General features: G+C 44.6%; 21 protein-coding genes and 2 pseudogenes. 7 read left to right on the forward strand and 16 right to left on the reverse strand.

The window, feature by feature from the left end:
- The 8 genes and pseudogenes from OJ16_RS02615 to priA all read right to left on the reverse strand — a co-directional run.
- A partial coding sequence (locus tag OJ16_RS02615; RefSeq protein ID WP_160289860.1) for a glycosyltransferase occupies window positions 1-773 on the reverse strand: 773 nt, incomplete at its 3' end.
- A gap of 128 nt (window positions 774-901) precedes the next feature.
- Window positions 902-1954 carry an EpsG family protein gene (locus OJ16_RS20275; protein WP_040987174.1) on the reverse strand — a complete coding sequence of 351 codons (1053 nt, stop codon included), beginning with the start codon at window positions 1952-1954 and terminating at the stop codon, window positions 902-904.
- A gap of 1 nt (window position 1955) precedes the next feature.
- Window positions 1956-2774 (reverse strand): glycosyltransferase, encoded by an 819-nt coding sequence (locus OJ16_RS02625; RefSeq protein ID WP_040987176.1) that lies wholly within the window; start codon window positions 2772-2774, stop codon window positions 1956-1958.
- 211 nt (window positions 2775-2985) lie between these two features.
- Window positions 2986-4133, reverse strand: a protein-coding gene (locus OJ16_RS02630; protein ID WP_408063496.1) for an IS3 family transposase whose coding sequence is annotated in 2 segments (ribosomal slippage) — window positions 2986-3875 and window positions 3875-4133 — 1149 coding nt in all. Because the reading frame shifts where the segments join, the coding sequence is not laid out codon by codon here.
- Window positions 4134-4194: 61 nt separating this feature from the next.
- Window positions 4195-4401 (reverse strand): annotated as a pseudogene (locus OJ16_RS02640) (GNVR domain-containing protein); the annotation flags it as partial.
- 745 nt (window positions 4402-5146) lie between these two features.
- Window positions 5147-5683, reverse strand: coding sequence for an SPOR domain-containing protein (locus OJ16_RS02645; protein WP_040987182.1), 537 nt, complete (start codon window positions 5681-5683; stop codon window positions 5147-5149).
- 208 nt (window positions 5684-5891) lie between these two features.
- Window positions 5892-6900 (reverse strand): annotated as a pseudogene (gene cytR / locus OJ16_RS02650) (DNA-binding transcriptional regulator CytR).
- A 296-nt stretch (window positions 6901-7196) separates the two neighbouring features.
- A complete protein-coding gene (gene priA / locus OJ16_RS02655) occupies window positions 7197-9398 on the reverse strand; it encodes a primosomal protein N' (protein WP_040987184.1) in 2202 nt (733 codons plus the stop codon).
- A gap of 317 nt (window positions 9399-9715) precedes the next feature.
- Here priA and rpmE point away from each other — a divergent pair, with 317 nt between their 5' ends.
- Window positions 9716-9934: a 50S ribosomal protein L31 gene (gene rpmE / locus OJ16_RS02660; protein WP_040987186.1), complete on the forward strand. Its 219-nt coding sequence runs from the start codon at window positions 9716-9718 to the stop codon at window positions 9932-9934.
- 204 nt (window positions 9935-10138) lie between these two features.
- On the opposite strand, the gene metJ is transcribed toward rpmE, so the two are convergent.
- The gene (metJ, locus tag OJ16_RS02665; protein WP_040987187.1) at window positions 10139-10456 is read right to left on the reverse strand and encodes a met regulon transcriptional regulator MetJ; all 318 of its coding nucleotides are present in this window, start codon (window positions 10454-10456) and stop codon (window positions 10139-10141) included.
- 243 nt (window positions 10457-10699) lie between these two features.
- Here metJ and OJ16_RS02670 point away from each other — a divergent pair, with 243 nt between their 5' ends.
- The 3 genes from OJ16_RS02670 (at window position 10700) to metF (ending at window position 15483) form a co-directional block, all read left to right on the forward strand.
- Window positions 10700-11866 (forward strand): O-succinylhomoserine (thiol)-lyase, encoded by a 1167-nt coding sequence (locus tag OJ16_RS02670; RefSeq protein ID WP_040987189.1) that lies wholly within the window; start codon window positions 10700-10702, stop codon window positions 11864-11866.
- Complete coding sequence (locus tag OJ16_RS02675; RefSeq protein WP_040987191.1) at window positions 11866-14277, forward strand: bifunctional aspartate kinase/homoserine dehydrogenase II; 2412 nt, start codon at window positions 11866-11868, stop codon at window positions 14275-14277. Before OJ16_RS02670 ends, OJ16_RS02675 begins: the two co-directional genes overlap by 1 nt.
- 315 nt (window positions 14278-14592) lie before the next feature.
- Window positions 14593-15483: a methylenetetrahydrofolate reductase gene (gene metF / locus OJ16_RS02680; RefSeq protein WP_040987193.1), complete on the forward strand. Its 891-nt coding sequence runs from the start codon at window positions 14593-14595 to the stop codon at window positions 15481-15483.
- A gap of 82 nt (window positions 15484-15565) precedes the next feature.
- On the opposite strand, the gene zapB is transcribed toward metF, so the two are convergent.
- Window positions 15566-15808, reverse strand: coding sequence for a cell division protein ZapB (zapB, locus tag OJ16_RS02685; protein ID WP_040987195.1), 243 nt, complete (start codon window positions 15806-15808; stop codon window positions 15566-15568).
- A gap of 311 nt (window positions 15809-16119) precedes the next feature.
- Here zapB and glpX point away from each other — a divergent pair, with 311 nt between their 5' ends.
- Entirely contained in the window at window positions 16120-17127 is a 1008-nt protein-coding gene (glpX, locus tag OJ16_RS02690; RefSeq protein ID WP_040987197.1) for a class II fructose-bisphosphatase, read from the forward strand.
- A 148-nt stretch (window positions 17128-17275) separates the two neighbouring features.
- On the opposite strand, the gene OJ16_RS02695 is transcribed toward glpX, so the two are convergent.
- The 6 genes from OJ16_RS02695 to murB all read right to left on the reverse strand — a co-directional run bounded on the left by OJ16_RS02695 (window position 17276) and on the right by murB (window position 23764).
- On the reverse strand, window positions 17276-18673 hold the full coding sequence (locus OJ16_RS02695; protein WP_236688399.1) for a sensor domain-containing diguanylate cyclase: 1398 nt from the start codon (window positions 18671-18673) through the stop codon (window positions 17276-17278).
- A 328-nt stretch (window positions 18674-19001) separates the two neighbouring features.
- Window positions 19002-20648: a chaperonin GroEL gene (gene groL / locus OJ16_RS02700; protein ID WP_040987201.1), complete on the reverse strand. Its 1647-nt coding sequence runs from the start codon at window positions 20646-20648 to the stop codon at window positions 19002-19004.
- 132 nt (window positions 20649-20780) lie between these two features.
- Window positions 20781-21071 carry a co-chaperone GroES gene (locus tag OJ16_RS02705; protein WP_040987203.1) on the reverse strand — a complete coding sequence of 97 codons (291 nt, stop codon included), beginning with the start codon at window positions 21069-21071 and terminating at the stop codon, window positions 20781-20783.
- Between the two features lie 175 nt (window positions 21072-21246).
- On the reverse strand, window positions 21247-21609 hold the full coding sequence (locus OJ16_RS02710; RefSeq protein ID WP_040987205.1) for a DUF3135 domain-containing protein: 363 nt from the start codon (window positions 21607-21609) through the stop codon (window positions 21247-21249).
- Window positions 21610-21734: 125 nt separating this feature from the next.
- Window positions 21735-22706, reverse strand: a complete 972-nt coding sequence (gene birA / locus OJ16_RS02715) for a bifunctional biotin--[acetyl-CoA-carboxylase] ligase/biotin operon repressor BirA (protein ID WP_040987207.1) — start codon at window positions 22704-22706, stop codon at window positions 21735-21737.
- Window positions 22703-23764, reverse strand: coding sequence for a UDP-N-acetylmuramate dehydrogenase (murB, locus tag OJ16_RS02720; protein WP_040987209.1), 1062 nt, complete (start codon window positions 23762-23764; stop codon window positions 22703-22705). Before murB ends, birA begins: the two co-directional genes overlap by 4 nt.
- 73 nt (window positions 23765-23837) lie before the next feature.
- Here murB and OJ16_RS02725 point away from each other — a divergent pair, with 73 nt between their 5' ends.
- Together OJ16_RS02725 and pssA are read left to right on the forward strand one after the other, a co-directional pair.
- Window positions 23838-24272: a GNAT family N-acetyltransferase gene (locus tag OJ16_RS02725; protein WP_040987211.1), complete on the forward strand. Its 435-nt coding sequence runs from the start codon at window positions 23838-23840 to the stop codon at window positions 24270-24272.
- 104 nt (window positions 24273-24376) lie between these two features.
- Window positions 24377-25717 (forward strand): CDP-diacylglycerol--serine O-phosphatidyltransferase, encoded by a 1341-nt coding sequence (gene pssA / locus OJ16_RS02730; RefSeq protein WP_040987213.1) that lies wholly within the window; start codon window positions 24377-24379, stop codon window positions 25715-25717.
- Window positions 25718-25783: the final 66 nt, after the last annotated feature.

Genomic DNA, 25783 nt, shown 5'->3' on the forward strand with positions numbered 1-25783 from the left:
AAGTTATTATCATCTTCTTCTATAAGTGTAATACAATCGCCCATAATTTCCTTTACATCAGCATGAGATGGAATATTACTTAATATACATGGAAGGCCAGTAGATAACGCTTCTAGAACTGCATTGGGAAACCCTTCAGATTTTGAAAACATTATAAATACATCAGCCAATGACAAGTAATCCACGACGTTATCAACATTCCCCAGAAATAAAATATTAGACTTAGCATGCGATTTCAAATCATCTAAACAAGGTCCTCCTCCCAGAATGACAAGTAAGTAGTCTGGGTAATTATTCATAACACTAACTAACTTAGTGACATTTTTCCGCTCAATAAGAGGGCCTGTATAAATAAAAGTCTTTTTGTATTTTTCTTTACATTCTATTAAGTTTTTATTTTTAACACTGTTTTTTTTATGAAATCGTTCAGTATCAACTCCATTATAAATTAACTCGAACTTCAAACCTGATTTGTTTTGGTTTTTCTCTCTAGTCGAAGCTGATATAGTTACTCGTTTTTTGACCATTTTTAGTATTTGAAAATGAAAAAAAGCCATGCAACTACCTAACAACTTTCCGTACAAAGCAGGGTAGTCTTCGTAAGGATAGTTTCTCAAAGTAGAAATCCCTTTTCTAGAAAATAACGCAGAGAGTGTATCTGCTTTAATGCCTTGACTATGGACGATATCGAAACCTCTTATGAAGCGAAGCATATAAAAAAAAGAAAGTTCATATCCAAAAACTATATTAAAATCACTAAAATCATTACGCATACTATTGCTTTTTTCTGGCTTAAGCGTCAATATTGTGACATCAAAATCCGACTTAATGTTATTAGCGATGTTTAGAAGTTGATTTGAAGGTCCAGTTCTTTCTAAACTAGAGCATATATATAATACATTCATAATAAATATAAAAACCCACCAAATGACATACCCTTGAGGTAATAATTAATTGAAAACTGTAATGTGTAGATAGAAATAAAAACAAACAATAACAGTTTACTTCTCAAATAAAAAACCATTGCCGGAATCAATATTATTTCGACAATTGCAAACATCGATGACATTCTTGAAGCAAACACATTAAATGAATTGAAGAAACTGATAAAAATCAGGGATAAAGCATAGCTATAATACAGTAGGTTATTCTCTTTAATCTCAGGGATTCTATCTCGAAAATATGATACGCACATAAACACTACTAATAGCTTTATCGTTGTCGGGTTTAATGGAGACAACTCTTTTGCATATTCATTCCCCTCCTCCAAATACGTTGCAATCGCATTTTCCGATAACATACTAGTTAAAAGTGGGAAATGGTTTATTAAATAAGTTCCAAAGTTAATAAAACTACTAAAGTAAATAAGTAGTGCAATCATTACGACATATTTAGTTTTTACATGAACTTTATTTAATATGATAGGAATTAAAGAAAGTGATGATGTCTTGTGAAACCCGATCGAAAAAAAATATAGAATCATAGATAAAAGATGCTTACGATTAATCAATAGTATCATTGACAACAGTAAAATATTATAAGCTACACCTGCTCTAATTTGTACAAGATCTCTGTAAAGATAAACATGTGAAGAATAAATCAATAATGCAAACGCAAGAAATCTTGGCGAATAAATATATATTGCTACAAAAAGGCTAACTTGAGTTAACATCGAAACAAATAAAAAATAATTAGACTCATTTGCTCTATAAAATCTAAAAAAATCAGTTACACACGCAAACGCCCATTCAAAGTCTAATTTTCCATAATAAAGGTTGTAAATGTAATTTATGTCATCAGGGGAAGATCCGGGCTCTCTTAAGCCAGAGTACAACATTAGCCATATACAATAGATGGTTGACATTGATATAATAAAATACTTATATCTTTCCCAGCTACTAAAAGAAAGAACCACATTAATTAACATAATAAAGAACATTATCGTATATAACATGCTATCTCTTATTTTTATACATATACTTAACCATAAAGTTTGGCAATATATGAAAAATCAATCTTGAACTAATTAGTAAGTAATTACGAAAACTGGTTTTATTCAGAGCGTGCATGTTTTCAATTCTTATCGTAAATTCGCTAATAGCTTTACCAATTCCTTGTCGTCTTGATATTGTATTTTCATCTAAATAATAGTCTAAAAGCACTTCATTTAAATTGGAAAACTTAACACCTTTCTTTAATAATTCATACCACAAAGCCATATCTTCTGTTAGTTTCGTGTTTGTCGGATATCTACTACCGTTTTCAAAAACACTAGTTCTAAACATCACGGTAGGATGAACGAATGGGCAGCGTGTAATACTAAATTCCATTAGCTCTTTATGTGTTGTAGGAAGATGTTTTTCCGCTAACGCAAAACTAGCACCGAACTCTCGACAAGAAGCTCCAACAACGTCTACATCGTCATTATTAAATAAAAATTCAACTTGTTTTTCTAGTCTTCCTGGGCGTGACAGATCATCACTATCCATTCTAGCTAAAAATTCATAGCCCCGGCCAATTGAAACATCGATTAAGTAATTCAATGCGAATGCCAAGCCCTTATTTTCATCATCTTCGTAAATAAATATATTTTGATAAGTTTTATAGTCTTCTAACACTATACTCAGCTCTTTTGAAACCAAGCCATCTCTATAAATCAGTATATCGCTTTCAATCGTTTGCGATAGCATACTTTCCAAAGAAGCTCTAAGTTTCTCTGGACAATCTTTTTTATATACACTCATTATGAATGCGATATTTTTAGTCTTCATCATTGGTACATTTCTTATTATTCAATCGGCACGGAAAAATCATGAACTTCCCCGTCAATAAAGGCTTGCCAGCGGGGTTCCCGCATGAGTTTCAAAGTTGTTAAAAGCACTTAAGTGCCAAACAAAACTCTCTCTCGAAACTCAGTATTTAACGCGCATTTCAATTGTTGGCGTTTTAATGTTCTGATCTGCTCCAGCTAGACTGGACACTTCATTAAGCGACATTTTGATTTTCAAAGTTAACTGGGCTTAAATACCCAAGAGCACTGTGCCTTCTTGTTCTATTATAATCAACCTCGATATATTCAAAAACCGTTTGGCGCATCTCTTCTCTTGTCATCATTGGCTCATATTGAATCGCTTCAACTTTCATTGAGTGAAAGAAGCTTTCGACACAAGCGTTATCCCAACAATTCCCTTTCCTACTCATACTTTGCTTTAGATTATAGCCACTTATCATCGTTCGATAGTCTTTTGAGCAATACTGGCTACCGCGATCGCTATGAACAATAACCTGCTCAGGAAATCCTCGGCGAAACAATGCCATCGATAGAGCATCGCAAACTAATGATGCTGTCATTCTTGTATCCATAGACCAGCCAATTACTTGCCTTGAGTAAAGGTCGATAATTACGGCTAAATACAACCAACCCTCGCTTGTCACAAGATAAGTGATATCTCCCGCCCACTTTTGATTGGGGACTTCTGCTCTAAAATCCTGGGCAAGCAGGTTAGGAGCAATTGGCATTTCATGTTTGCTATCCGTTGTGCACTTAAACTTACGAGCCGCTTTCGCTATTAAACCTTGACGCTTCATACTAGCAGCTATGGTTTTAATATTGAGCTTATCCCCGTTATCGGCCAGTTCTTTTTGAATGCGTCTTGAGCCATCTCGTTCTTTGCTGTCGTCAAAGGCTTTCTTGACTATGATATCGAGCTGTTGACGAGCCGACTCACGCTGGCTCGCTTTGTGGCGATTTTCAATCCAGTAATAAAACCCACTTCGTGACACGTCGAACACCTTTGCCATACGGACAACACTGAAACTTAAAAGATGTTCGAGCATAAATTCATAGCAATTTACTTTAGATTTTTCGCGAAGTAGGTGGCTTTTTTTACGATTTCTAACTCTTCTGCTTGCTCTGCCAACTGCCTTTTGAGTTTAGCTACCTGTGCCGCGAGTTCTTGCTCTCGTTGACTGGTCTCGGTGTTTTTGTTCGAGCTTTTACGCCATGCATAGATTTGAGACTCATATAACGATAACTGTCTTGCTGCTTCGGCCACACCCACTTTCTCGGCTAGCTTCAGAGTTTCGGCTTTAAATTCAGGCGTGTGTCTGATTCTGTTTTTTTGATTTGTCATGTTTCACCTCGTTAGTGATTTTACTCACTTAACTCAGTGTCCAAAACTACTGGTGCGGATCAGCCTGTGCGGTATCTAAAATGCGCACGTTACCTACAGTACCGGCTTTCACTATGTTTAATTCTTGGGTTTTGTTCAGTAACTGAATGTAGACCTCTTGGTTTAGCTCTACATCACGCTGCATGCGCAGCACTTCACGTTGAGTTTTTGGTAGCTTTTGCACTTGTCCGTTTAAACGATCTTTCTCAGCCAGTAACACTTTGCGTTTTTACCTATCTTGCCAAACCAGATCCAATCGGCTTTTTTATTTATCTCCAGATGCGCTACCGCCCTTAGGTGTGCAACCCCTAAAAGCTGATGGTTTTACCAAATTGTATTTTATTCATATCGCATCTTAACTAGCCACTAGCCTAATCGCGTTACTGTCTACACGCAGCGTCGCGGGTTGATTGAGTATTTCAATCAACAAAAGGCTTCGTTTTCACTTTCTGCTTCTAAAAAGATCGCGGTGACGTTCTCATATTGCTCTTGTTTAGATTTGTATCAAACAAAGAACCGCGGTTTCCAGCTTGTACTGCGAGAGTAGACTCTGCCATGGTGAGCAACTTCGATTTCACTTAATCTTTATTAATCTTTATTGGCAGACTAAAGGATTGATCAGCACACTGATAAAACATCGCTTTGGCACTCGATTAATGCGCTCGTTATTCCACAGATTGTACATGCATTAGGGTATTCAGCTCAAATATAAATCGTACTGACCAAATTATACCAGTTATAAAATCTTATATTCATAAGTGTAAGGGCTACAATAGCTTAGCGGAATGATCTATTGCATTGTTTTATAAATCAGTAAGATGTTATGTAGCCTCTGGTATAATCACAGTCACAATTTTGATGCTTAGCCTTCAATGCACGTCGGTCTGAATCCGCGTGCTTGGCTGTGATACCAAATCGGAGACAAAAAAAACCAGCGACGGTCACCGTAGCTGGTTTTTTTATTCGTTGTGCCCTTACTGCGATTCTTTCCAAATCGCGCATGGCTCAATTTTCGCACGCTGTAATTTGTGCTTATCTCGCTCAGCATCGCGTTTTTGTACATATGGGCCAAGTACGACACGATACCAAGAACTGCCGTCTTTCTTGCGGATTTCACTTTTAATCCCTTGGAAAGCCACATCCAGCTTGCGAGCTTCAGCTTGCGCTTCTGTTTTGTAAGCGCCGCACTGCATGATGTAGGGAATCGCCGAAATGACTTGCTCTTTCGCTTCCACTTCCACTTTGCGACTTGGTAACGTTTCAACGTAATCCCACTGCTCTTCCGGTGGCGGTGGTAAAACTTTTTCAGGCTTAGGTTTCGCTTTCACTGGCGGTTGCGACACTGGTTGTTGAGGCTCCGGATCTTGGCTTAATGAGTAGATGCCAAAACCAAACACGCCCACCAACAGTATGGCCAAAATGCCACTGCGCCATGGTTTACGCTTAGGTGCTACTTTCTTTTTGGTAGGCTTTTTATTTGCCCCACGTTTTACGTAATCTCTATTCGCCACGATCGTTTTTCAAGTCAGCCATTTCTTTCAACATGGTAATCCAGATTACCCTCCGATCACAATCTATTGCCTTACGTTATGTGGGTTAAAAACACAATCTTGACATAACGGGCGACGATTATGATGACCTCACGAATCCACAAAAAAGCGACGCTGATAAATACGTCGCTTTCGATGGCTTTCACTGGGCCATTTCTCTCTTTCTGCGCTAGAGACTTCTTGGTGGCGCGGCACTCTTACGCACAACCAATTGCGTTTCCAGCAAACGCGAGCCAGCCCGCACATCATGCCCTCTAAGTAGCTCGAGCATCATCAGCATGGCTTGACGACCGATCTCATAGCGAGGCTGAGAAATCGTCGTTAACGGCGGATCGCAGTATTGCGAGAATTGAATATCATCAAAGCCCACTACGGATAAATCTTGCGGTACGCGCAAACCTAAACGCTTCGCTTCTTGTATGGCACCAATCGCCATGGCATCGTTGTGACAGAAGATCGCGGTTGGTGGCTCTGGCAAGGCCAGCAATTGACGGATGGCTTTGGCGCCCGCCTCAAAGGTGAACTTCACCAAAGGCACTGTAGGTCGGATTCATCGTGATGCCCGCACGACGCAGTGCTTGCTGATAACCTTGGCGACGGAACTGACATAAGGTGGCATGTTCTGGTCCAGAGATTTGAGCAATGCGCTTGTGCCCTAGCTGGGTAAGATAGTTCACCGCTTCAAAAGCCGACGTCAAGTTATCGATATGAACGGTAGGTAACTCAAGTTCAGGAGCAAATTCACACGCCATCACCATCGGCGGTAAATTTTTCTGTTCAGGCTTGCTCACATCAAATGGCAAATCGGTACCAAGCAGCAACATCCCGTCAGCTTGTTTGGTAAAGACCATATTTACAAATGTGTTTTCGCGTCTTTTTTGTTGCCCACTGTCACCCAGCAATACTATGTAGCCGTGCTCCATTGCGGCATCTTCAATCCCTCGAATAATTTCGGTGTAGTAAGGATCACAGATGTCTGGAATGATCGCGATGATCGTTTTTGATTCATTGCGGCGCAGGTTTCGCGCTAAAGAATTTGGAGAATAGCCAGCTTCTAATACAGCATCTTCAACACGTTTACGTGTAGCAGAAGAGACTTTTTCTGGATTCATCAGCGCCCTCGATACCGTCGCTGTTGAAACCCCCGCGAGCTGGGCAACATCCTTCATTGTCGCCATAAGTGTAATCCTCTTAGTTAGTTCCTTTGCTGGTAGCGTCTTGCCACCTAAACCTAGTGAAAATACCGATGAACTGACGTTCACTCTTGATTATGTTAAACAACATAATGCGTCAGTCACGAGCCTTGTCATCGTGTATTTACAATTATTCATTGAGATGCGTAAGCTGCTGCCCCCTAGTGTATTGGTTTCACACCATAAAGTTACGGGAGATCTAACAAAATCTAACCCAAGGTTGAGATTTGCATCACAAAATGACGTTCCAACCTAACCGACGTAACATTATAAAGTGGCAGCTAGCTTAGATCTTGCGGTTCTATGTCTAGCGACCAACGCACCTTTTTGCTAATAGGAAGTAAATCAATCGCCGGTTTTGCGCTCATCAGTAATCGTTGCATTAGCGGCCGCGTTTGCGTTTGCAATAACAAGTGCCAACGATACTTACCGGCTTTTTTAGCCAATGGGGCCGGTGTCGGGCCTAGTACTTGGCAATATTCATCAAATAACGGATGCGCTTCCAGCGTGTAGCGTACTTGGCGTAAAAAATCTTCCACCAAATCACTGCTGTTGGCTTCTGCACGAAACAGCGTGAGATAAGTAAACGGAGGCAACATGGCCATCTTACGCTCTTGCAACGCCGTTTGGGCAAAATGATGATAACTGTGATTCAGCAATGCTTGCAGCAAAGTATGCTCAGGATGGTGAGTCTGTAAAACCACTTCGCCTTGCTTACTTGCGCGCCCTGCACGCCCTGCCACCTGAATAAACAACTGCGCCAAACGTTCTGATGCTCGGAAGTCGCTGCTGTACAGCGAACCATCCACATCCAGTAAAGCAACCAGGGTGACATCAGGGAAATGGTGGCCTTTTGCCAGCATCTGCGTACCAATCAATATTTGGTATTCCCCCTTTCGTATCGCCAGTAATGCACTTTCTAAGCTGCCTTTACGACGCGTGCTATCGCGATCAATGCGAATCGTTTTGTAATCAGGGAATAACTGGCCGAGTTGCGCTTCTAACTGTTCTGTTCCCACCCCGACGGTGACTAAGTTGGTCGAGCCGCAACCTTGGCATTGATGAATGATAGGCTGTTGAGAACCACAGTGATGGCAGCGAATTTCATTGCTGTATTGGTGGTAGGTATAGTAAGCATCGCAGCGTTTACATTCCGCAATCCAGCCGCACTCATGGCACATTAAGGCGGGAGAAAAACCACGGCGGTTTAAAAATAGCATCACCTGGTTGCCTGCCAACAAATGCTTGCGCATCTCAGCAATCAACGGCGCTGATAACCCGCACTCTAAATACAGCCCTTTCACATCCAATACTTTATTGATGGTGGGTTTGGCATTACCCGCGCGCTGGGTGAGTTCTAGGTGATGGTATTTGCCACTCAGTGCATTATGAAGCGTTTCGAGTGCCGGTGTCGCCGAGCCCAAGACGATCGGAATTTGGTCTTTATTAGCGCGCATCACCGCCACATCACGTGCATGGTAGCGTAGGCTATCTTGTTGCTTGTACGAAGCATCATGCTCTTCATCAACGATAATAATGCCTAAGTCCGCAAAAGGCGTGAGCAATGCCGAGCGCGTACCAATCACGATACCCGCCACTTTATCTCGTGCTGACAACCACGCATTTAAACGTTCGGTATCATTTAAACCGGAATGCACCACTTCAACAGGCACATTAAAGCGCTTGCGAAAACGGTTGATGGTTTGTGGGGTTAACCCAATCTCAGGCACCAAGACGAGCGCTTGTTTTCCCGCTTCCAATATTGGCTTAATCAAATTCAGATAAACTTCGGTTTTGCCCGAGCCAGTAACACCTTCAAGTAAATAACAACCAAAGCCATCGGCGCTGTTCACCGTTGCGATCGCCACCGCCTGTTCTTGATTGAGTTTCGGCTTATCCACTTCCGCTTCAATATCACGCGGCCAAGGCTTGATCGTCGGTTTTTTCTCGATCGATTCTACCCAACCTTTTTCGTGCAATGTTTTTAGCACACTGCCGCCAATCTCTTGTTCAAGCAACTGCTGATGAGAAACCGCGCCATATTGTAAGGCTCGCATCGCTTGCTCTTGTTTAACCGCTCGGCCAAACCCTTGCATTAACTGGTTTTTACCCTGCTCAGTCAGTTGCCACTCAACCAACGACGAAAAATCAGCCGCTTTCCCTTTGCGTAACGCCGAGGGCATCGCATTGGCGAGCGTTTCGCCTAGTGGGTATTGATAAAACTGGCTACACCATTTTAGTAGCTGATAGAGAGGCTCAGGCCAAACCGGTTGCTGATCTAAGATTTGCTTGATTGGCTTTAACTGGCTTTCACTGAAAGAGGAATGATTGGTCAGTTCCGTCACAATGCCAATCAAAGATTGGCGGCCAAAAGGTACCGATACTCGCCCACCAATAATCGGAAAGAGGTGATTTGGGATCAAGTAATCGAATTGCTTATCCAGTGGAACAGGCAAGGCCACTCGAGCAATAGTTGGGCGCATATAAGTTTGGCAGTATGAGTTAATAGGACACGGGAAACAGTCTAAAGCAAAACCCGCAACGATTCTATTTTAAGCCGACGGACCACCGACGCTGCGCAAATGCCAACGAGAGCGTTTCGTCGCTCACTGCTGGTGAAAAAAGTAGCGCCTTTTTGGGTAAATCAGTTGATCCTCAAACGAGGATTCATTACTATACTGCGCCTTAGCACTATGGCTCGATGATTCATTCATCAAGCGGTAGCGCGAAATTTTTTATTAACTACGTGTGGTGTCCGGCTTAGATTCGGATAGCGACACGGCCTATTTGAGGTTCTCCCATGAAAACTGGTATCCACCCAGAATACAAAGCAGTAAGCGCTACTTGTTCTTGCGGTAACTCTTTTGAGTTCAACTCGACTCTAGCTAAAGATTCAATCCACCTAGACGTATGTGACAAATGTCACCCGTTCTACACTGGTAAGCAACGTATCGTTGATACTGGCGGCCGTGTTGATCGCTTCAACAAGCGTTTCGGTGCTCTATCAAGCAAGAAGTAATTTCTGCTTTGATAAAAAATTAAAAGGACGCTACGGCGTCCTTTTTTATTGTCTTGATTTCCCACCAACACCTCCCAAACCTTCTCTTCTCACATACAAAAAAGAAAAATACCGCGCATAAAAAAACCGCAGTATCAAACTGCGGCTTTTTAATAATTGCTCATTGGATTGGTGCAAACTCCAACTAAAACGATATCACTATCGTTAGTCATCGAACGCTTCAAACTCGATGCCCATATTGGTCATCAACTGTTTGGCTTCAGTTGGAATATCATCCGGACGATCTTTTCTCAAATCTTCATCCGTTGGCAGTGGCTGACCAGTGTAAGCATGTAAAAATGCTTCACAAAGTAGTTCACTGTTCGTCGCATGGCGTAGGTTATTAATCTGACGGCGAGTGCGCTCATCGGTTAATACCTTCAATACTTTTAATGGAATTGAAACGGTAATTTTTTTTACTTGTTCGCTTTTCTTTCCATGTTCAGCATATGGACTTATGTATTCGCCATTCCAGTCTGCCATTACGCACCTTCATGTTGTGGTTAGATTTAAGTTTTACAAAGTGTAATTTTAGCGGCTTTTAAGGCTACAAGCAAAGACATTTGGACGTCTAGATGTCTTGACGGCTCAAAAAATGAGAAGTAAAGTAGAGTGAATGGATTGTGAATACGTTGTATCAAATCGTCATTCGGCCGCCAATCAGGTCGAAAACAGGTAAAAACGCATTCGTACTGACAAGTTACTATTGTTCGGAAGGAAACACTTATGAGCACCCGCAAGCCTGCTACCATTGCTGTTCGCACAGGCATTGAGTCCGACACTCAACATTATGCCGTCGTTCCACCTATTTACCTGTCAACCAATTATGGCTTTCCCGCATTTGGTGAAGTTCCGAAATACGATTATACCCGTTCTGGCAATCCAAATCGCGGTTTATTAGAACAAACTTTATTCGAGCTTGAATCAGGTAAAGGGGCGGTAGTGACCAACTGTGGTACTTCCGCACTCAACTTGTGGGTGACGACTTTCCTTGGCCCAGACGATCTTATCGTGGCGCCGCATGATTGTTATGGCGGTACTTACCGCCTCTTTAACACTCGCGCTCAAAAAGGGGACTTCAACGTTCTGTTTGTCGATCAATCCGATCCCCAAGCGCTTGAAGCGGCCCTTGCCCAAAAGCCGAAATTATTGCTTATCGAAACCCCTTCCAACCCATTAGTGCGCGTCGTGGATATTCAACATGTCTGCCAACTTGCGCATCAAGTCGATACCTTGGTAGCCGTCGACAATACCTTTTTGACACCCGTGTACCAAAAGCCTTTAGACCTCGGCGCGGATTTTGTCATTCACTCGACGACAAAATTTATTAATGGCCATTCGGATGTGATTGGCGGCGTCATCATTACCAAAACAGAGCAGCACGCCGAAGATTTAGCGTGGTGGGGAAACTGCATTGGCGCGACGGGGACACCGTTTGATAGCTACATGACCTTACGAGGCATCCGCACCTTGGGCGCTCGCATGAGAGCGCATGAAGAAGGGGCCAACGCGATTCTCGATTATCTAAACGGTCACGCTTTGGTTGAGCGCATTTATCACCCTAGCCTTCCCGACCACCCAGGCCACGACATTGCTTTGAAGCAGCAATCTGGCTTTGGCTCCATGTTGAGTTTTGAGTTTGGCGGCAGCTTTGACGAGCTAAAAACCTTTGTTGGGGCGTTAACGCTGTTCTCTCTCGCCGAATCATTAGGCGGAGTGGAAAGTTTGATTTGCCACCCTGCATCCATGACGCATCGTGCGATGGGAGACGTGGCGCTTGCCGAAGCGGGCGTATCGCAACAATTGCTGCGTTTATCGGTTGGTTTAGAAGACCCTCAAGATCTTATTGAAGATTTAGTACACGCCTTTAATGTTGTTTTGGAGAGCCGTTAATGAGTGTTGAACGCCAATTACATAAATTTGGTGGCAGTAGCCTAGCAGATCCCGAATGCTATCAACGTGTGGTGAATATCTTAAAAGAATACTCCAGTGCTGATGATTTAGTCGTCGTCTCTGCCGCGGGGAAAACCACCAACCACCTCATTGCGTTTTTAGAAGGCTTAAACAAAGATGGCCGTCTTGCGCATGAGGAACTGCAACAGCTAAAACAATTTCAAGCGCATTTAATCAGTGCTTTGATCGAAGGTGATGAACAGGTTCGTTTGCACACTCTCCTAAATCACGAAATCAGCATGCTGGGTGAACTCGTCGCGCCATTAACCGAAGCGCAGCAAGCGGCGGTATTGGGGCATGGCGAGAGTTGGTCATCGCGTTTGCTTTCTGCTTTGCTCAATCAACACAAAATTCCAGCCAAAGCACAAGATGCGCGCGCCTTTTTACGGGCAGAAGCGGGAACGCAACCCGAAGTGGATCGCGGCGCTTCCTATCCATTATTAAAAGAGGTACTGGCCCAACACGCTCACCATCGTGTGGTCATCACCGGATTTATGGCGCAAGACCACAAAGGCGATACCGTCCTACTTGGTCGTAATGGCTCTGACTATTCGGCAACCGTGATTGGCGCTTTGGCGCAAGTCTCTCGCGTCACCATTTGGAGCGATGTCGCTGGGGTATACAGTGCGGATCCACGATTAGTTGCCGATGCCTGCTTACTGCCACTATTGCGTTTAGATGAAGCCAGTGAATTAGCTCGCCTCGCCGCGCCCGTTCTACACAGCAGAACCTTACAGCCGGTCGCTCAAAGTACCATGGATTGCCATTTGCGTTGCAGCTATCAACCGGAATCCGGTTCAACACGCATTGAACGCGTCCTCGCTTCAGGCCGTGGGGCTAAGATCATCTCTTCGCTCGATGAAGTCATGCTGATCCAACTCAATTTTGCTTCTGGCCACGATTTTAAGCGCTTATATCAAGAAACCTTAGCCAATCTAAAGCGCGCTCAACTCGAACCTTTGGCGTTTGAAGCTCAAGACGATCAACACAGCTTACATTTAGCGTACACCGCCGAAATTGCCGGAGGCGCACTACGCCACTTACAAGATATTGCCACCGAAGCGGAAATCAAACTCAAAGAAGGTTTTTCGATGGTCGCGGCGGTCGGTGCGGGCGTGACCAAAAATGCCAATCACTGTTACGGCTTCTATCAACAACTTAAAAATTCCCCTGTCGAGTTCATTAGCGAGTCTCAATCAGGGCTCAGTTTAGTCGCCATTTTGCGCAAAACAAAAACCGAAATCCTCGTACAAGGCATTCATACTCAACTCTTCCAAGCGCAAAAACGCGTTGCGATTGCGTTATGTGGCAAAGGCAACATTGGTAGCCGTTGGCTCGATTTGTTTGCCGAGCAAAAAAGTGAACTCGAAAAACGCCGCGGTATGAACTTCGAACTCGTCGCGGTCATTGATAGCAAAACCTATTGGTTCAACTCACAAGGCATTGATGCGTCCTTGGTGAATCAAAACTTCGAGACGGAAGCGATTCCTTATCGTGCCAATGAATGGATCACGCAACTTGGTGCCATACAAGGATTTGATGATGCGGTGGTATTGGATGTCACCGCCAGCCAAGAATTGGCAGAATGTTATGTCGATATCGCAGAGCAAGGCATGCACCTTATCTCAGCCAACAAAGTCGCCGGTTCATCCTCTAGCGAGTACTACCATCAGGTGCAAGATGCCTTCGCAAAAATCAATCGCCACTGGCTATACAATGCCACGGTGGGCGCAGGATTACCGATTAACCATACCGTTCGAGATTTACGTGAGAGTGGGGATGAAATTGTCGCCCTATCCGGCATCTTCTCTGGCACGCTCTCGTGGTTATTTCAGCAATACGATGGCCAAGTTCCCTTTGCCGATTTGGTTGATTTAGCCTGGCAACAAGGTTTAACAGAGCCGGATCCTCGTCATGACCTCGACGGCTCTGATGTAATGCGAAAATTGGTTATTCTGGCGCGTGAATCCGGCTTAAGCATTGAACCTGAAGCGGTCAAAGTCGAAAGTTTGGTGCCTGAGGAATTAGCCCATCTGCCGCTGGATGACTTTCTGGATAATGGCCAATTACTGAGTGAGCGTCTTGCTGAACGCCTGCAGAAAGCACAACGAGAAGACAAAGTGCTGCGTTATGTCGCTCGCTTAGAAAAAAATGGCAAAGCCACGGTCAGTGTGGAAGCGCTGGCTAAAGAGCACGCCTTGGCGAACCTCCTGCCGTGTGACAATATTTTTGCCATTGAGAGCAAATGGTACAAAGACAACCCATTGGTTATCCGTGGACCGGGCGCAGGACGAGAAGTGACTGCGGGGGCGATTCAATCGGATTTGAATTTGTTGTCGAGTCAGCTGTAGTCATAATTTGGCTCTAGCTCACCGACGACCATCTCACACGAGCCACACGCCTATCGGCTCTAGTAGTCAATCGCAGCCAGTAGTGCCAATAAGGCACTTGAAATGAGCCTTAGAATAATCAGCAGCAATGGACGAGTGCTCTATCGTGCTCGTCCAAACCACTTGAATATGACTCATTATTAAGTTGAAAAAAATTCATGTTCGGTTTGTTGACATTAACTTCTATACAATTCATTGTGGTAGACATATAGACGGCCAAACGTCGGTAATGGAATAATTTAAGAGAGTGACAATGATCGTCACAGGGAGAGCAAGATGGGATATACGCACGCCAGTCATATCGACGCTTTGAATCAGAATGTTGCAGAGTTGTCTGACGATATTAATGTGTCCTTTGAGTTTTTTCCGCCTAGCAGTGAAAAAATGGAAGAGACCTTGTGGAATTCTGTACACCGACTAAAAGCCCTCAAGCCTAAATTTGTTTCCGTCACTTACGGGGCAAACTCAGGTGAACGCGATCGTACCCACTCCATCATTAAAGAAATCAAATCAGAAACGGGCCTTATCGCCGCGCCTCACCTGACTTGTATTGATGCCTCTCGTGAGGAATTAATTCAAATCGCCGATGACTACTGGTCAAACGGTATCGAAAGTATCGTTGCTCTGCGTGGGGATATTCCACCGGGTGGCGGCGCGCCAGATATGTACGCCTCTGATTTAGTTGAGCTGCTAAAATCTCGTCATGATTTTGATATCTCTGTGGCCGCCTTCCCTGAAGTGCACCCTGAAGCGAAAAGTGCTCAAGCGGATTTGCTTAACCTAAAACGAAAAGTCGATGCAGGCGCAAGCCGTGCGATCACGCAGTTTTTCTTTGATGTGGAGAGTTACTTACGCTTTCGTGATCGTTGTGTCGCGGCGGGTATTGATGTGGAAATCGTTCCAGGTATTTTACCGGTGTCTAATTTCAATCAAGCCGCTCGATTTGCCGCGCAAAACCACGTAAAAGTGCCTGGATGGATGGCGAAACAGTTCCAAGGCTTGGATGATGATCCCACCACTCGTCAACTAGTGGGGGCAAGCCAAGCGCTCGACATGGTAAGAATTTTGAGCCGTGAAGGGGTAAAAGACTTCCACTTTTATACACTCAATCGCGCAGAAATGACCTATGCGATGTGCCATACGCTCGGTGTTCGTCCAAAAGCCTAGTGAGGACACGAGAGATAAAAAAAGCAGCCATTCGGCTGCTTTTTCAATTCGGTATTCAAAGAGCTAAAACTCAATGAAATCGTTACTCTACTTCGTCCATTTTGCCAAGTAGGTTACGGATACGGTCTTGCCATGCAGAGTGCTCTTGGTTCATAGCAACGGCTTTTTGCTCAAGATCTTCACGGATCGCGCGTTGCTCGTTTGCTTCTGAAACTAGCTGCTCTTTCTCTTCTTTAAGCTCTTCCACTTCCATCTGAAGAAGTGAAATTGTATCTACTGCAGTTTGAATTTTTGCTTCTAGTTGTTCTAGTACTTCAAAAGACATCTTAGCCTACCTTTGTTTGTTCGATTGAGGTGAAGCTTGCTTCACGTATTGCCTTCATTCTACTCAGCACTGGATGGATAAACACGCGCTATATTTGATATTTTGCGTTACTTGCTTAAAAGTTAGCCAGTTATTGACATTTACCTAACGTTAACCGCCCAGTCACTCAAGTTCCCCTGCTATAGCACTACTTTACAGCGCTTTATTGATCAACTTCAATCTCAACAAAGCAAAAAAGCAAACGTTTACTATTCGTTGTGATAAAATCGCGAAAAATTTTTCTTCCTTTCCTGCTACTAATTGGAGTCATCATGAAACGCGATTTAGCAATGGCATTTTCCCGAGTTACTGAAGGCGCAGCACTCGCTGGCTACAAATGGCTTGGCCGTGGCGATAAAAATGCCGCAGACGGTGCTGCTGTAGAAGTAATGCGCATCCTACTCAACAAAACTGAGATTAGTGGTGAAATCGTTATTGGTGAAGGCGAGATTGATGATGCGCCAATGCTGTACATTGGTGAGCAAGTCGGTGTGGGTGGCGATGCAGTCGACATCGCAGTTGACCCAATTGAAGGCACTCGTATGACCGCGATGGGCCAGTCTAACGCACTCGCAGTGCTTGCCGCAGGCGAAAAAGGCAGCTTCCTAAAAGCCCCTGATATGTACATGGAAAAATTGGTGGTTGGCCCTGGTGCGAAAGGTTGTATTGACCTAAACAAACCACTAAAGGAAAACCTAGAGAACATTGCTAAGGCCCTGAATAAACCACTTGATACGCTAGTGGTGACAACACTCGCCAAACCTCGCCACGATGGCGTGATTGCTGAAATGCAAGCGATGGGCGTGCGCGTATTTGCCGTGCCAGATGGTGATGTAGCTGCCTCTATCCTGACTTGCATGCCCGATAGCGAAGTGGATGCGATGTACTGCATTGGCGGCGCGCCAGAAGGCGTGGTGTCTGCTGCCGTTATTCGCGCACTCGACGGCGACATGAACGGCCGTTTGCTGGCGCGTCATGACGTGAAAGGCGATACCGAAGAGAACCGTATTTACGGCGCGGCAGAGCTTGCTCGCTGTAAAGAGATGGGCGTGGAAGCGGGCATCGTATTGAAGATGGAAGACATGGCGCGCAGCGACAATGTTATTTTTGCTGCGACCGGTATTACTAAAGGCGATCTGCTTGAAGGTATCTCTCGCCAAGGCAACATCGCGACCACCGAAACTCTGCTGATCCGCGGCCGCTGCCGTACGATTCGTCGCATTAAATCGACGCACTACCTAGAGCGTAAAGATCCTGAAGTACGCGATATCATTTTATAATCGACTCTCGATGACAAAATAAAAAGGATGGCTTTGAGCCATCCTTTTTTGTTCTTTTTGATAGGCAGCCTATCTCGACAATCTAGCGCAGCGACACTAATCGCCGAAACTAATCAGCAAAACTAATCACCGGGCCTAACCGCTGGCATTAGCCACCGACGCCAACAAACACGCGATTTTTTCCCGCGACCTTCGCTTGGTACAAAAGCGCATCCGCTTGGCGAATCCCCTTCTCCTGCCATAACCACTCTAGGCTTTCAATATTTTCACGAGCATAAATCGCCGCGCCGCCAGTTGCCGTGACTGAGACCTGTTGACCGTCAGACAAACGAATGGTGGTACTGATCTCACGTTGCACTCGCTCAACGACAGACTGGATTTTCTCATATGATTCCCCTGTAATGGCAATCACAAACTCTTCACCACCAAAGCGCGCAATAAGATCGGTCTGCCTTAAACTGGTGCCGAGCAAAACTGATATCGCACAAATCACTTCATCCCCAGCATCATGGCCTAGGCTGTCATTAATCGTCTTAAAATCATCAATATCGAATACCGCTAAAGCGATAAACTCTCGTAGCTCAATATCTTTTAAGTAAAATTCAAAACCTCGTCGATTGAGCATTCCGGTCATTGGGTCACACATGGCCAATGACCTTAACCGTGTATGAGTAGAACGTGTATCGCGCAACCAAATCAGGCAAAGGCAAAGGATGTACACGAGCAGTAGAGCCAGAAACTGTTTTTGCTCCGCTTGGAAGATGAGCTTTAAGTGTGTTCGCTTCGATTCTTTCACCGTGAGGTAGAGACCTGTCTCTTGGTTATTCACCATGACGGGACTTGAGCACGTAAAATCAAAGGCTTTAGGATCATTCTCCATCTGCTCTGAGGTCAATCGGTAACTGGAATGTCGATCTGCCACTAAGTCATCAAGATAACTATCGATGGCTAGTACGCCTCTAAACTCGCCATCAACATAAATCGCACGCGTCAGCGTAATCACACGACGCCCCGTCATGTAATCTTGATAATCACCGGTATAAACCACTTTATCGTCCTGCAATTGCTGCATGGTATTAATCCAATATGGACGAGTTCTGACAACAACATCAAACGCATCCCCTTCGATCGATTCAGCGAATGTTTTAGGCGAAGAAATAATGAATTTATCTTTTGATATAAAATAAATGGCCGAAATATGGCTGATGGTTTTAGAAAAGTAGGCCATTGAGGGAGCGACAAACATGCGTTTATACGCCAGCGAATAAAGCTCTGAGCTGGTATCACACATCTCTGCTGGGCCAGAAAACATGAAGTCGTAATCTTGCCCTTGGTGAGATTGCCCACCAAAGTTACAAGTGATTCCATTTAACTGAATGGTGTGCGGTAGAACGTATCGCTCATTCTGCAGCGGATATAATGCTGTAATACTGTACTCTAAGGCGTTGATAACTTGGGTTGTATCTTCCAGTAATCGCTCAACGCGTTGTTGTTCATTGCCGTATCTTTCTCTGACTTCATCTTCTGAATCTAAGACCAGAAACATGAATATCAACAGAAATACTATTGTGATCCCTACAAGCTGTCGTTTAATCCCTAATTCACCGTACGCATTCACTTATTTATCACTCAGTATGACTGAATTGGAATATCAATTTATAACTCGTTGTTTACACTGAGTTACTGCTCTTTAAGGCGTAATTTAAACCTTATTTGGGTGCTACAAGCACTAAAAAAGCCGGAGCAATTGCTTCGGCTTTTTTGAAAATCTGCACTGAAATAGTCACTTTCAGTTGAAGGCGTGGAGTGTATGCGTATCTCCGATCACCTTCAACCGTTTTATCAAAGTCACTATAAAGTAGTGAAGGCGATGATCACATCATGCCGCCCATACCACCCATTCCGCCCATGCCACCCATATCAGGCATGCCAGCGCTTTCTTTCTGTGGCTTATCCGTCACCATCGCTTCTGTGGTGATCATCAAGCCTGCAACCGAAGCTGCAAACTGAAGCGCAGAACGCGTTACTTTCGTTGGGTCTAAGATACCCATTTCGATCATATCGCCGTACTCGCCCGTTGCCGCGTTGTAACCGTAGTTACCTTCGCCTGCACGTACATTGTTCGCAACCACTGATTCTTCATCACCTGCGTTTTTGGTGATTTGACGAATCGGCGCTTCCATTGCACGTAGAGCAACGCGGATACCTACGTTTTGTTCTTCGTTGTCACCCGTCAGGTTCGCCACTTTTGATGCCGCGCGAATTAGCGCTACGCCACCACCTGCAACCACACCTTCTTCAACCGCAGCGCGAGTTGCATGCAATGCATCTTCTACGCGGTCTTTCTTCTCTTTCATTTCAACTTCAGTTGCTGCGCCAACTTTAATCACCGCAACACCGCCAGCTAATTTCGCTACACGCTCTTGAAGTTTTTCTTTGTCGTAGTCAGACGTTGCATCTTCGATCTGTTGACGAATTTGCGTTACGCGACCTTGGATCATTGTTTCTTCACCCGCGCCATCGATGATGGTGGTGTTTTCTTTGGTGATCGCAATGCGCTTCGCTTGACCAAGATCTTCTAGCGTTACTTTTTCAAGATCTAGACCGATTTCTTCTGAAATCACCGTACCGCCGGTTAGGATAGCGATATCTTGCAGCATTGCTTTACGACGGTCACCAAAACCAGGCGCTTTAACCGCTGCCACTTTCACGATGCCACGCATGTTGTTCACAACCAATGTTGCTAGCGCTTCGCCTTCAACGTCTTCTGCAATGATAAGCAGTGGACGAGAGGCTTTTGCTACCGCTTCAAGTGTTGGTAGGAGTTCACGAATGTTTGAGACTTTCTTATCAACAAGTAATACGAATGGGCTTTCTAGATCAACCGAACCCGCTTCTTGGTTGTTGATGAAGTAAGGCGATAGGTAACCACGATCAAACTGCATACCTTCAACTACATCGAGCTCATCTTGCAGTGCTTGGCCTTCTTCGACTGTGATTACGCCATCACGGCCTACTTTTTCCATTGCTTCTGCAATGATGTTGCCCACGGTTGAGTCTGAGTTTGCAGAGATGGTACCCACTTGAGCGATCGCTTTAGTATCGTTACATTCAACTGACAGTTCTTTCAGTTGCTCTACCGCGGCGATAACCGCTTTGTCGATGCCGCGCTTAAGATCCATTGGGTTCATGCCCGCAGCAACCGCCTTTAGGCCTTCAGCGATGATCGCTTGAGCAAGTACCGTTGCTGTTGTCGTACCGTCACCCGCCGCATCGTTTGCTTTAGAAGCGACTTCTTTCACCATTTGTGCGCCCATGTTTTGGAATTTATCTTCCAATTCAATTTCACGCGCAACAGATACACCGTCTTTGGTGATCACTGGTGAACCAAATGATTTGTCTAGTACTACGTTACGGCCTTTAGGGCCCAGTGTTACTTTTACTGCGTCAGCTAGAATGTTGACACCTTCTAGCATTTTAATACGTGCGTCATTACCAAATTTAACGTCTTTAGCAGCCATCTTTAGTTTCCTTTTCTAAATTCTTTTCCCTGACCGATTTGAATGTTCAGTGGTATTGAATGGTATTCGTCGACGTGACAAACCAAATCATTAGGGTATTTTTTATCTGAGTTAATTACTCAACGATTGCTATTATTCAACAATTGCCATGATGTCGTTTTCAGACATGATCAACACTTCTTTGCCATCGATCTTTTCAGTCTTCGTACCGTAGCCTTCAGCGAAGATAACCGCATCACCCACTTTTACGTCCAACGGTAACACTGTGCCGTTTTCTAAGATGCGGCCTTTGCCAACAGCTAGAATAACGCCGCGCGTTGATTTTTCCGCAGCAGAACCCGTTAATACAATGCCACCAACAGATTTAGATTCAACTTCTTGGCGCTCTACAATAACTCGGTCGTGTAATGGACGAATGTTCATCGGTCGTCTCTCCTGAAATTTTCATGTGATTTGATAATTACTTTGAAGAGGATTCAAAGCCTTGTGATAACGATATGTGGGCAAGTGCAGCAATACCAAGGGCAGAGAGGGTATTTTTTTGTGAAGCAGACAACAAAAAGGGCTCGAAAGAGCCCTTAGAACAAATTGCTTGCGATTAACGCCAATCTGGATGGCGCTTCGAGATAGAAACAACGTTTGTTTTATCACCGTTAATATTGTCATTGCGAGCAGAAACCAGTGAAGCGTCACCACCTTGCAAAGCAGCTTGAAATTTTTGCACTTGTTTTACTAACTCTTGCATCAACACTACATTGACATGATTGGGATTTTTGCACTGGCCGACCACGCGATCAATGTGGCTTTGCTGAGCCCAAAGCCTTGGCTGCATATCGATTGAGGCGGACTGGATCATCTCTTCGCATTTTTCTCGTTTGAGTTGCTCAAACGCGGCTTCATCTTCTAAAGCTAGCTTTACCAACTCATCAAACGACGGTAACTTCTGCGCTGATCGATTCATCGCAACCTCATTACTTTCTATCACTCATATACTATTGAGCCTAGCTCATAAATGAGATTGAGATGTAATAAGGCGTCTTCTTTTTAGATCATACTTTTATGCTAGAATATTAAATATTCAACTCGCTATGACACACCTCGCAGTGAAATTTCACCGCCAATGTACGTTTCTAATCCTTGTGCGGTATCAATCAACACTGCGCCTTGCTCATTGATACCACGAGAGATACCCACGACCTCTCGATTGCCCATAATGAGCTTAATTTCACGATCTAAAAAGTTATCAAGTCGATTCCAGCGCTCAACAAAGCCATGCATGCCGGTGATTTCGTATTCACTTAGCGCATTTTGCAACGTATTGATTAATGTCGCCGCCAATTGGTTTCTGTCGATGGCACCTTGCGTCACATCAGACAAACACGTCCATGGTTGGGTGATATCTTGAGTCGCACCGCTAGACTGATTAGCCATCATCAGATTCATGCCCATACCAATTACAAGGTGCGCGGCTGCACCTGCTTGGCCTGACATTTCAACCAAAATACCGGCCAACTTTTTGTCTTGGTGGTAAAGGTCATTCGGCCATTTTAGCTTGATGCCTTCAATACCTAGCTTTTCTAGCGCTTCAACAATGGCAACACCAACCACCAAACTGAGCCCCATCGCACCCGCCATACCTGACTCTAAACGCCAATACATCGAAAGATAGAGGTTACTACCAAATGGCGATACCCACTCACGGCCGCGACGTCCACGCCCTTTGGATTGATATTCGGCAAGACACACTGCGCCCGATTCAAGAGTATGAATACGATCTAACAAATACTGATTGGTCGAATCAATCACCGGCATTAATTCGATTGGCGACTCAACATGGGATTGAAGCCATGCTTGGTTGAGCAATTGCATTGGCTCAGAGAGTTTATAGCCCTTACCTTGGACACTAAAAACATCTACGCCCCACGCTTGAATGCCTTTGACATGCTTACTTACCGCCGCGCGCGAGATCCCCAACATTTCACCCAGCGCTTCACCTGAGTGAAAACTACCGTCAGCCAGTTGCTTTAAAATATTGAGCTTGATTGCATGCTCTTTCATGACGCTTCACCTTGTACAAGCGAGCCCCTTAGTTCAACCAGATTGGTTTCACATCGCGAGCCCATAAAGCGCACCTCATGTTCCAGTTCAACCCCATATTTTTTCCAAACCGTTTGGCGAATATGGTCCGCTAACAGGATCACATCTTGCGCCGTCGCTTGATGCTTATTTACTAGCACCAACGCTTGATTTGGATGCACTTGAGCACCACCTTGCTCAAACCCTTTTAAGCCACACTGATCGATTAGCCAGCCCGCCGCTAACTTAACCCCTTCATCAACTTCAAAGGCGACGACATCTGGGACGGCTTCCAGTAGCGTTTGATATTGCTCTTTACTCATCACTGGGTTTTTGAAAAAACTGCCGGCATTGCCCGTCACTGCAGGATTTGGCAGTTTTTCATTACGCACCGCGCAGACTTGGTCAAAAATTTGTTGTGCGGTGACGGTTTCAGCAGAAAAGGCTCTCAGTGGCCCATATTCAATTTGCGGTTGCCACGCTTTATCAAGCTTGATCCCAACCGCAACGATGATGACCTTTTCAAACAGTTGGCGTTTGAAGATGGAATCTCGGTAACCGAACTCGCATTCATCTGCGGTTAAACGGCGAGTCGTAAAGCCATCGAGATCCAGTACATCAACATATTCACAGACATCTTTCAGCTCTTTACCATACGCGCCGATATTTTGAATCGGTGCCGAGCCGACACAGCCGGGAATTAATGCTAGGTTTTCTAACCCTGCGTAGCCCTGCTCAACCGACCATTTGACAAAGTTAGGCCAATCCTCACCGCCAGCCACATGCAAATGCCAAGCTGTGTCAGATTCCACCACTTCAATACCTTGTAAGCGGTTGATCATGACTACACCTGAAAAATGCTCCGTAAAAAGCATGTTACTGCCCTTACCTAACATCAACTTTGGTAATGTTGACCATAATGGATTTTGGTATACCTGCTGAATATCTTTGCTAGAAGAGACCTCAACAAGTACCTCACACGATTGTTCAATAGCAAAAGTATGATGTGGACGTAGACTGGCATTCGTTTGTATTTGCATGGGATTCGTTTGCATCAGGTAAGTTAAGTCATTTACACTGCCGCCATTCTACATAGATATCGGTGGATAGAGAATGAATGCGCTAAGAATAGAAACGCTTGACCCAATAAAACTGCCACTGGTGTCGCGTTTATACAAAGCCCACTACCCTTCAGGTAAAGCGAAAAAAAACGAACAAACCATCGTTGCTTATAATGAACAACAACTGGTTGGCGTGGTGCGCTTTAGGCCAATAGAGCAATATCAGCTTCTCACCGGCATGCTCGTGGTTCCGGAACAGCGCGGAAAAAACATTGCCCATGCATTGTTATTACATTGCCAGCACGCAAACTGTGATGACAATACCTACTGCTTTGCCTATCCGCATCTTGAAGCATTCTATCAGCAGCACGACTTTGCCACTGTAGAACCATCCGCGTTGCCAGCAAGTTTAAAGCAGTTATTTGAACGCTACAGCGCAAGCGGCAAAGCGCTCATTCCGATGCATTATCAAACGGTTTTGTTATGAAGTCTGCGTCATTACTAGTACTTGCTTAGTGAGATTTGCTAATATTCATCTTCAGCTTGTTTGGCCGACGCTTTTGTCGCCATTTTTGAGGTTACTCGTTCACTATGATTGCTAATAGGTATTCTTTGCAGCATCTCCCGACTATCGCCCAGGATCCTGCTCAGTTTGAGGTTCTTTACGCGGCGCAAGATTTTCGCACCCGATTAATTCAAGCGATTCGTGAAGCCAGTAAGCGTATTTACTTGGTCGCACTGTATCTGGAAGATGATGAAGCAGGACGAGAGATCTTAAGTGAACTCTATCAAGCGAAGCAAAGAAACCCGGGCTTAGATATTAACGTCTGTGTAGATTGGCATCGCGCTCAACGCGGCTTAATTGGTGCAGAAGCGAGTAAAACCAACGCGTGTATGTATAAAGCGTTCTCCGAGCAATACGAACACAAGGTGCCCGTTTATGGTGTACCGGTTCGAGGCCGAGAAGTGTTTGGTGTACTGCACCTGAAAGGTTTTATCATCGATGATACGGTGATCTACAGCGGCGCAAGCTTAAACAACATTTATCTCAATTATAACGATAAGTACCGTTTTGACCGCTACCACATGCTGACCAACCCAACCCTAGCGGACACCATGGTCTCTTTTGTGCAAGAAGAAATGATTGCTCACCCAGCAGTTAATGTTCTTTCTTGCCCTAAAAAGCCAGACACCAAAGAGATTAAGACCAGCATTCGCCAGCTGCGTGCATCACTGGCGAAGGCGGCTTATCAATTCGATAGCCAAGAGATCTCGACTGAGCAGGTCGCCGTCACGCCATTGGTTGGGGTAGGTAAAAAGCGTAACCGCCTCAATCAAAGTATCAATCAATTGGTGGCTTTGGCGAAAGATGAAATTTTCATTTGTACCCCTTACTTCAATTTCCCACGCAGCGTGGCGAAAGAGATCAAACGCGCAATTAAACGCGGCGTAAAAGTAACTATTGTGGTGGGCGATAAAACCGCGAATGACTTTTACATCGCGCCAGAGCAAGAGTTCAAAACCATTGGCGGCTTACCGTATCTGTACGAGCGTAACTTACGCCAGTTTGCCAAAGCGAACGAGGCGCACATCGCCAGCCGACAACTTTCGATCCACTTGTGGAAACACGATGCCAATAGCTTCCACTTAAAAGGTATTTGGGTGGATAAGCGTTATATGCTGCTCACCGGCAATAACCTCAACCCCCGCGCTTGGAAGTTAGATTTAGAAAACGCCCTACTGGTGCAAGATCATTACGACCATTTGACTGAAAAATTTGAGCACGAAGTAGAGAACATTCTACAAAACACCCAGCTAATTTGTACTTATAAGCAGCTGGAGAAGCTAGAAGACTACCCTGAGGTAGTACAGAAGTTAATGCGCAAGGTCACGCGAGTAAAAGCGGATCGAGTGTTGAAGCAGATTTTGTAAATATTACAGACACTTAAAATAACTATACTGGTTCAGCCTCACATATTGAGGCTGATTTTTATCAAT

Source organism: Vibrio renipiscarius (assembly GCF_000827885.1).
GTDB lineage: Bacteria > Pseudomonadota > Gammaproteobacteria > Enterobacterales > Vibrionaceae > Vibrio > Vibrio renipiscarius.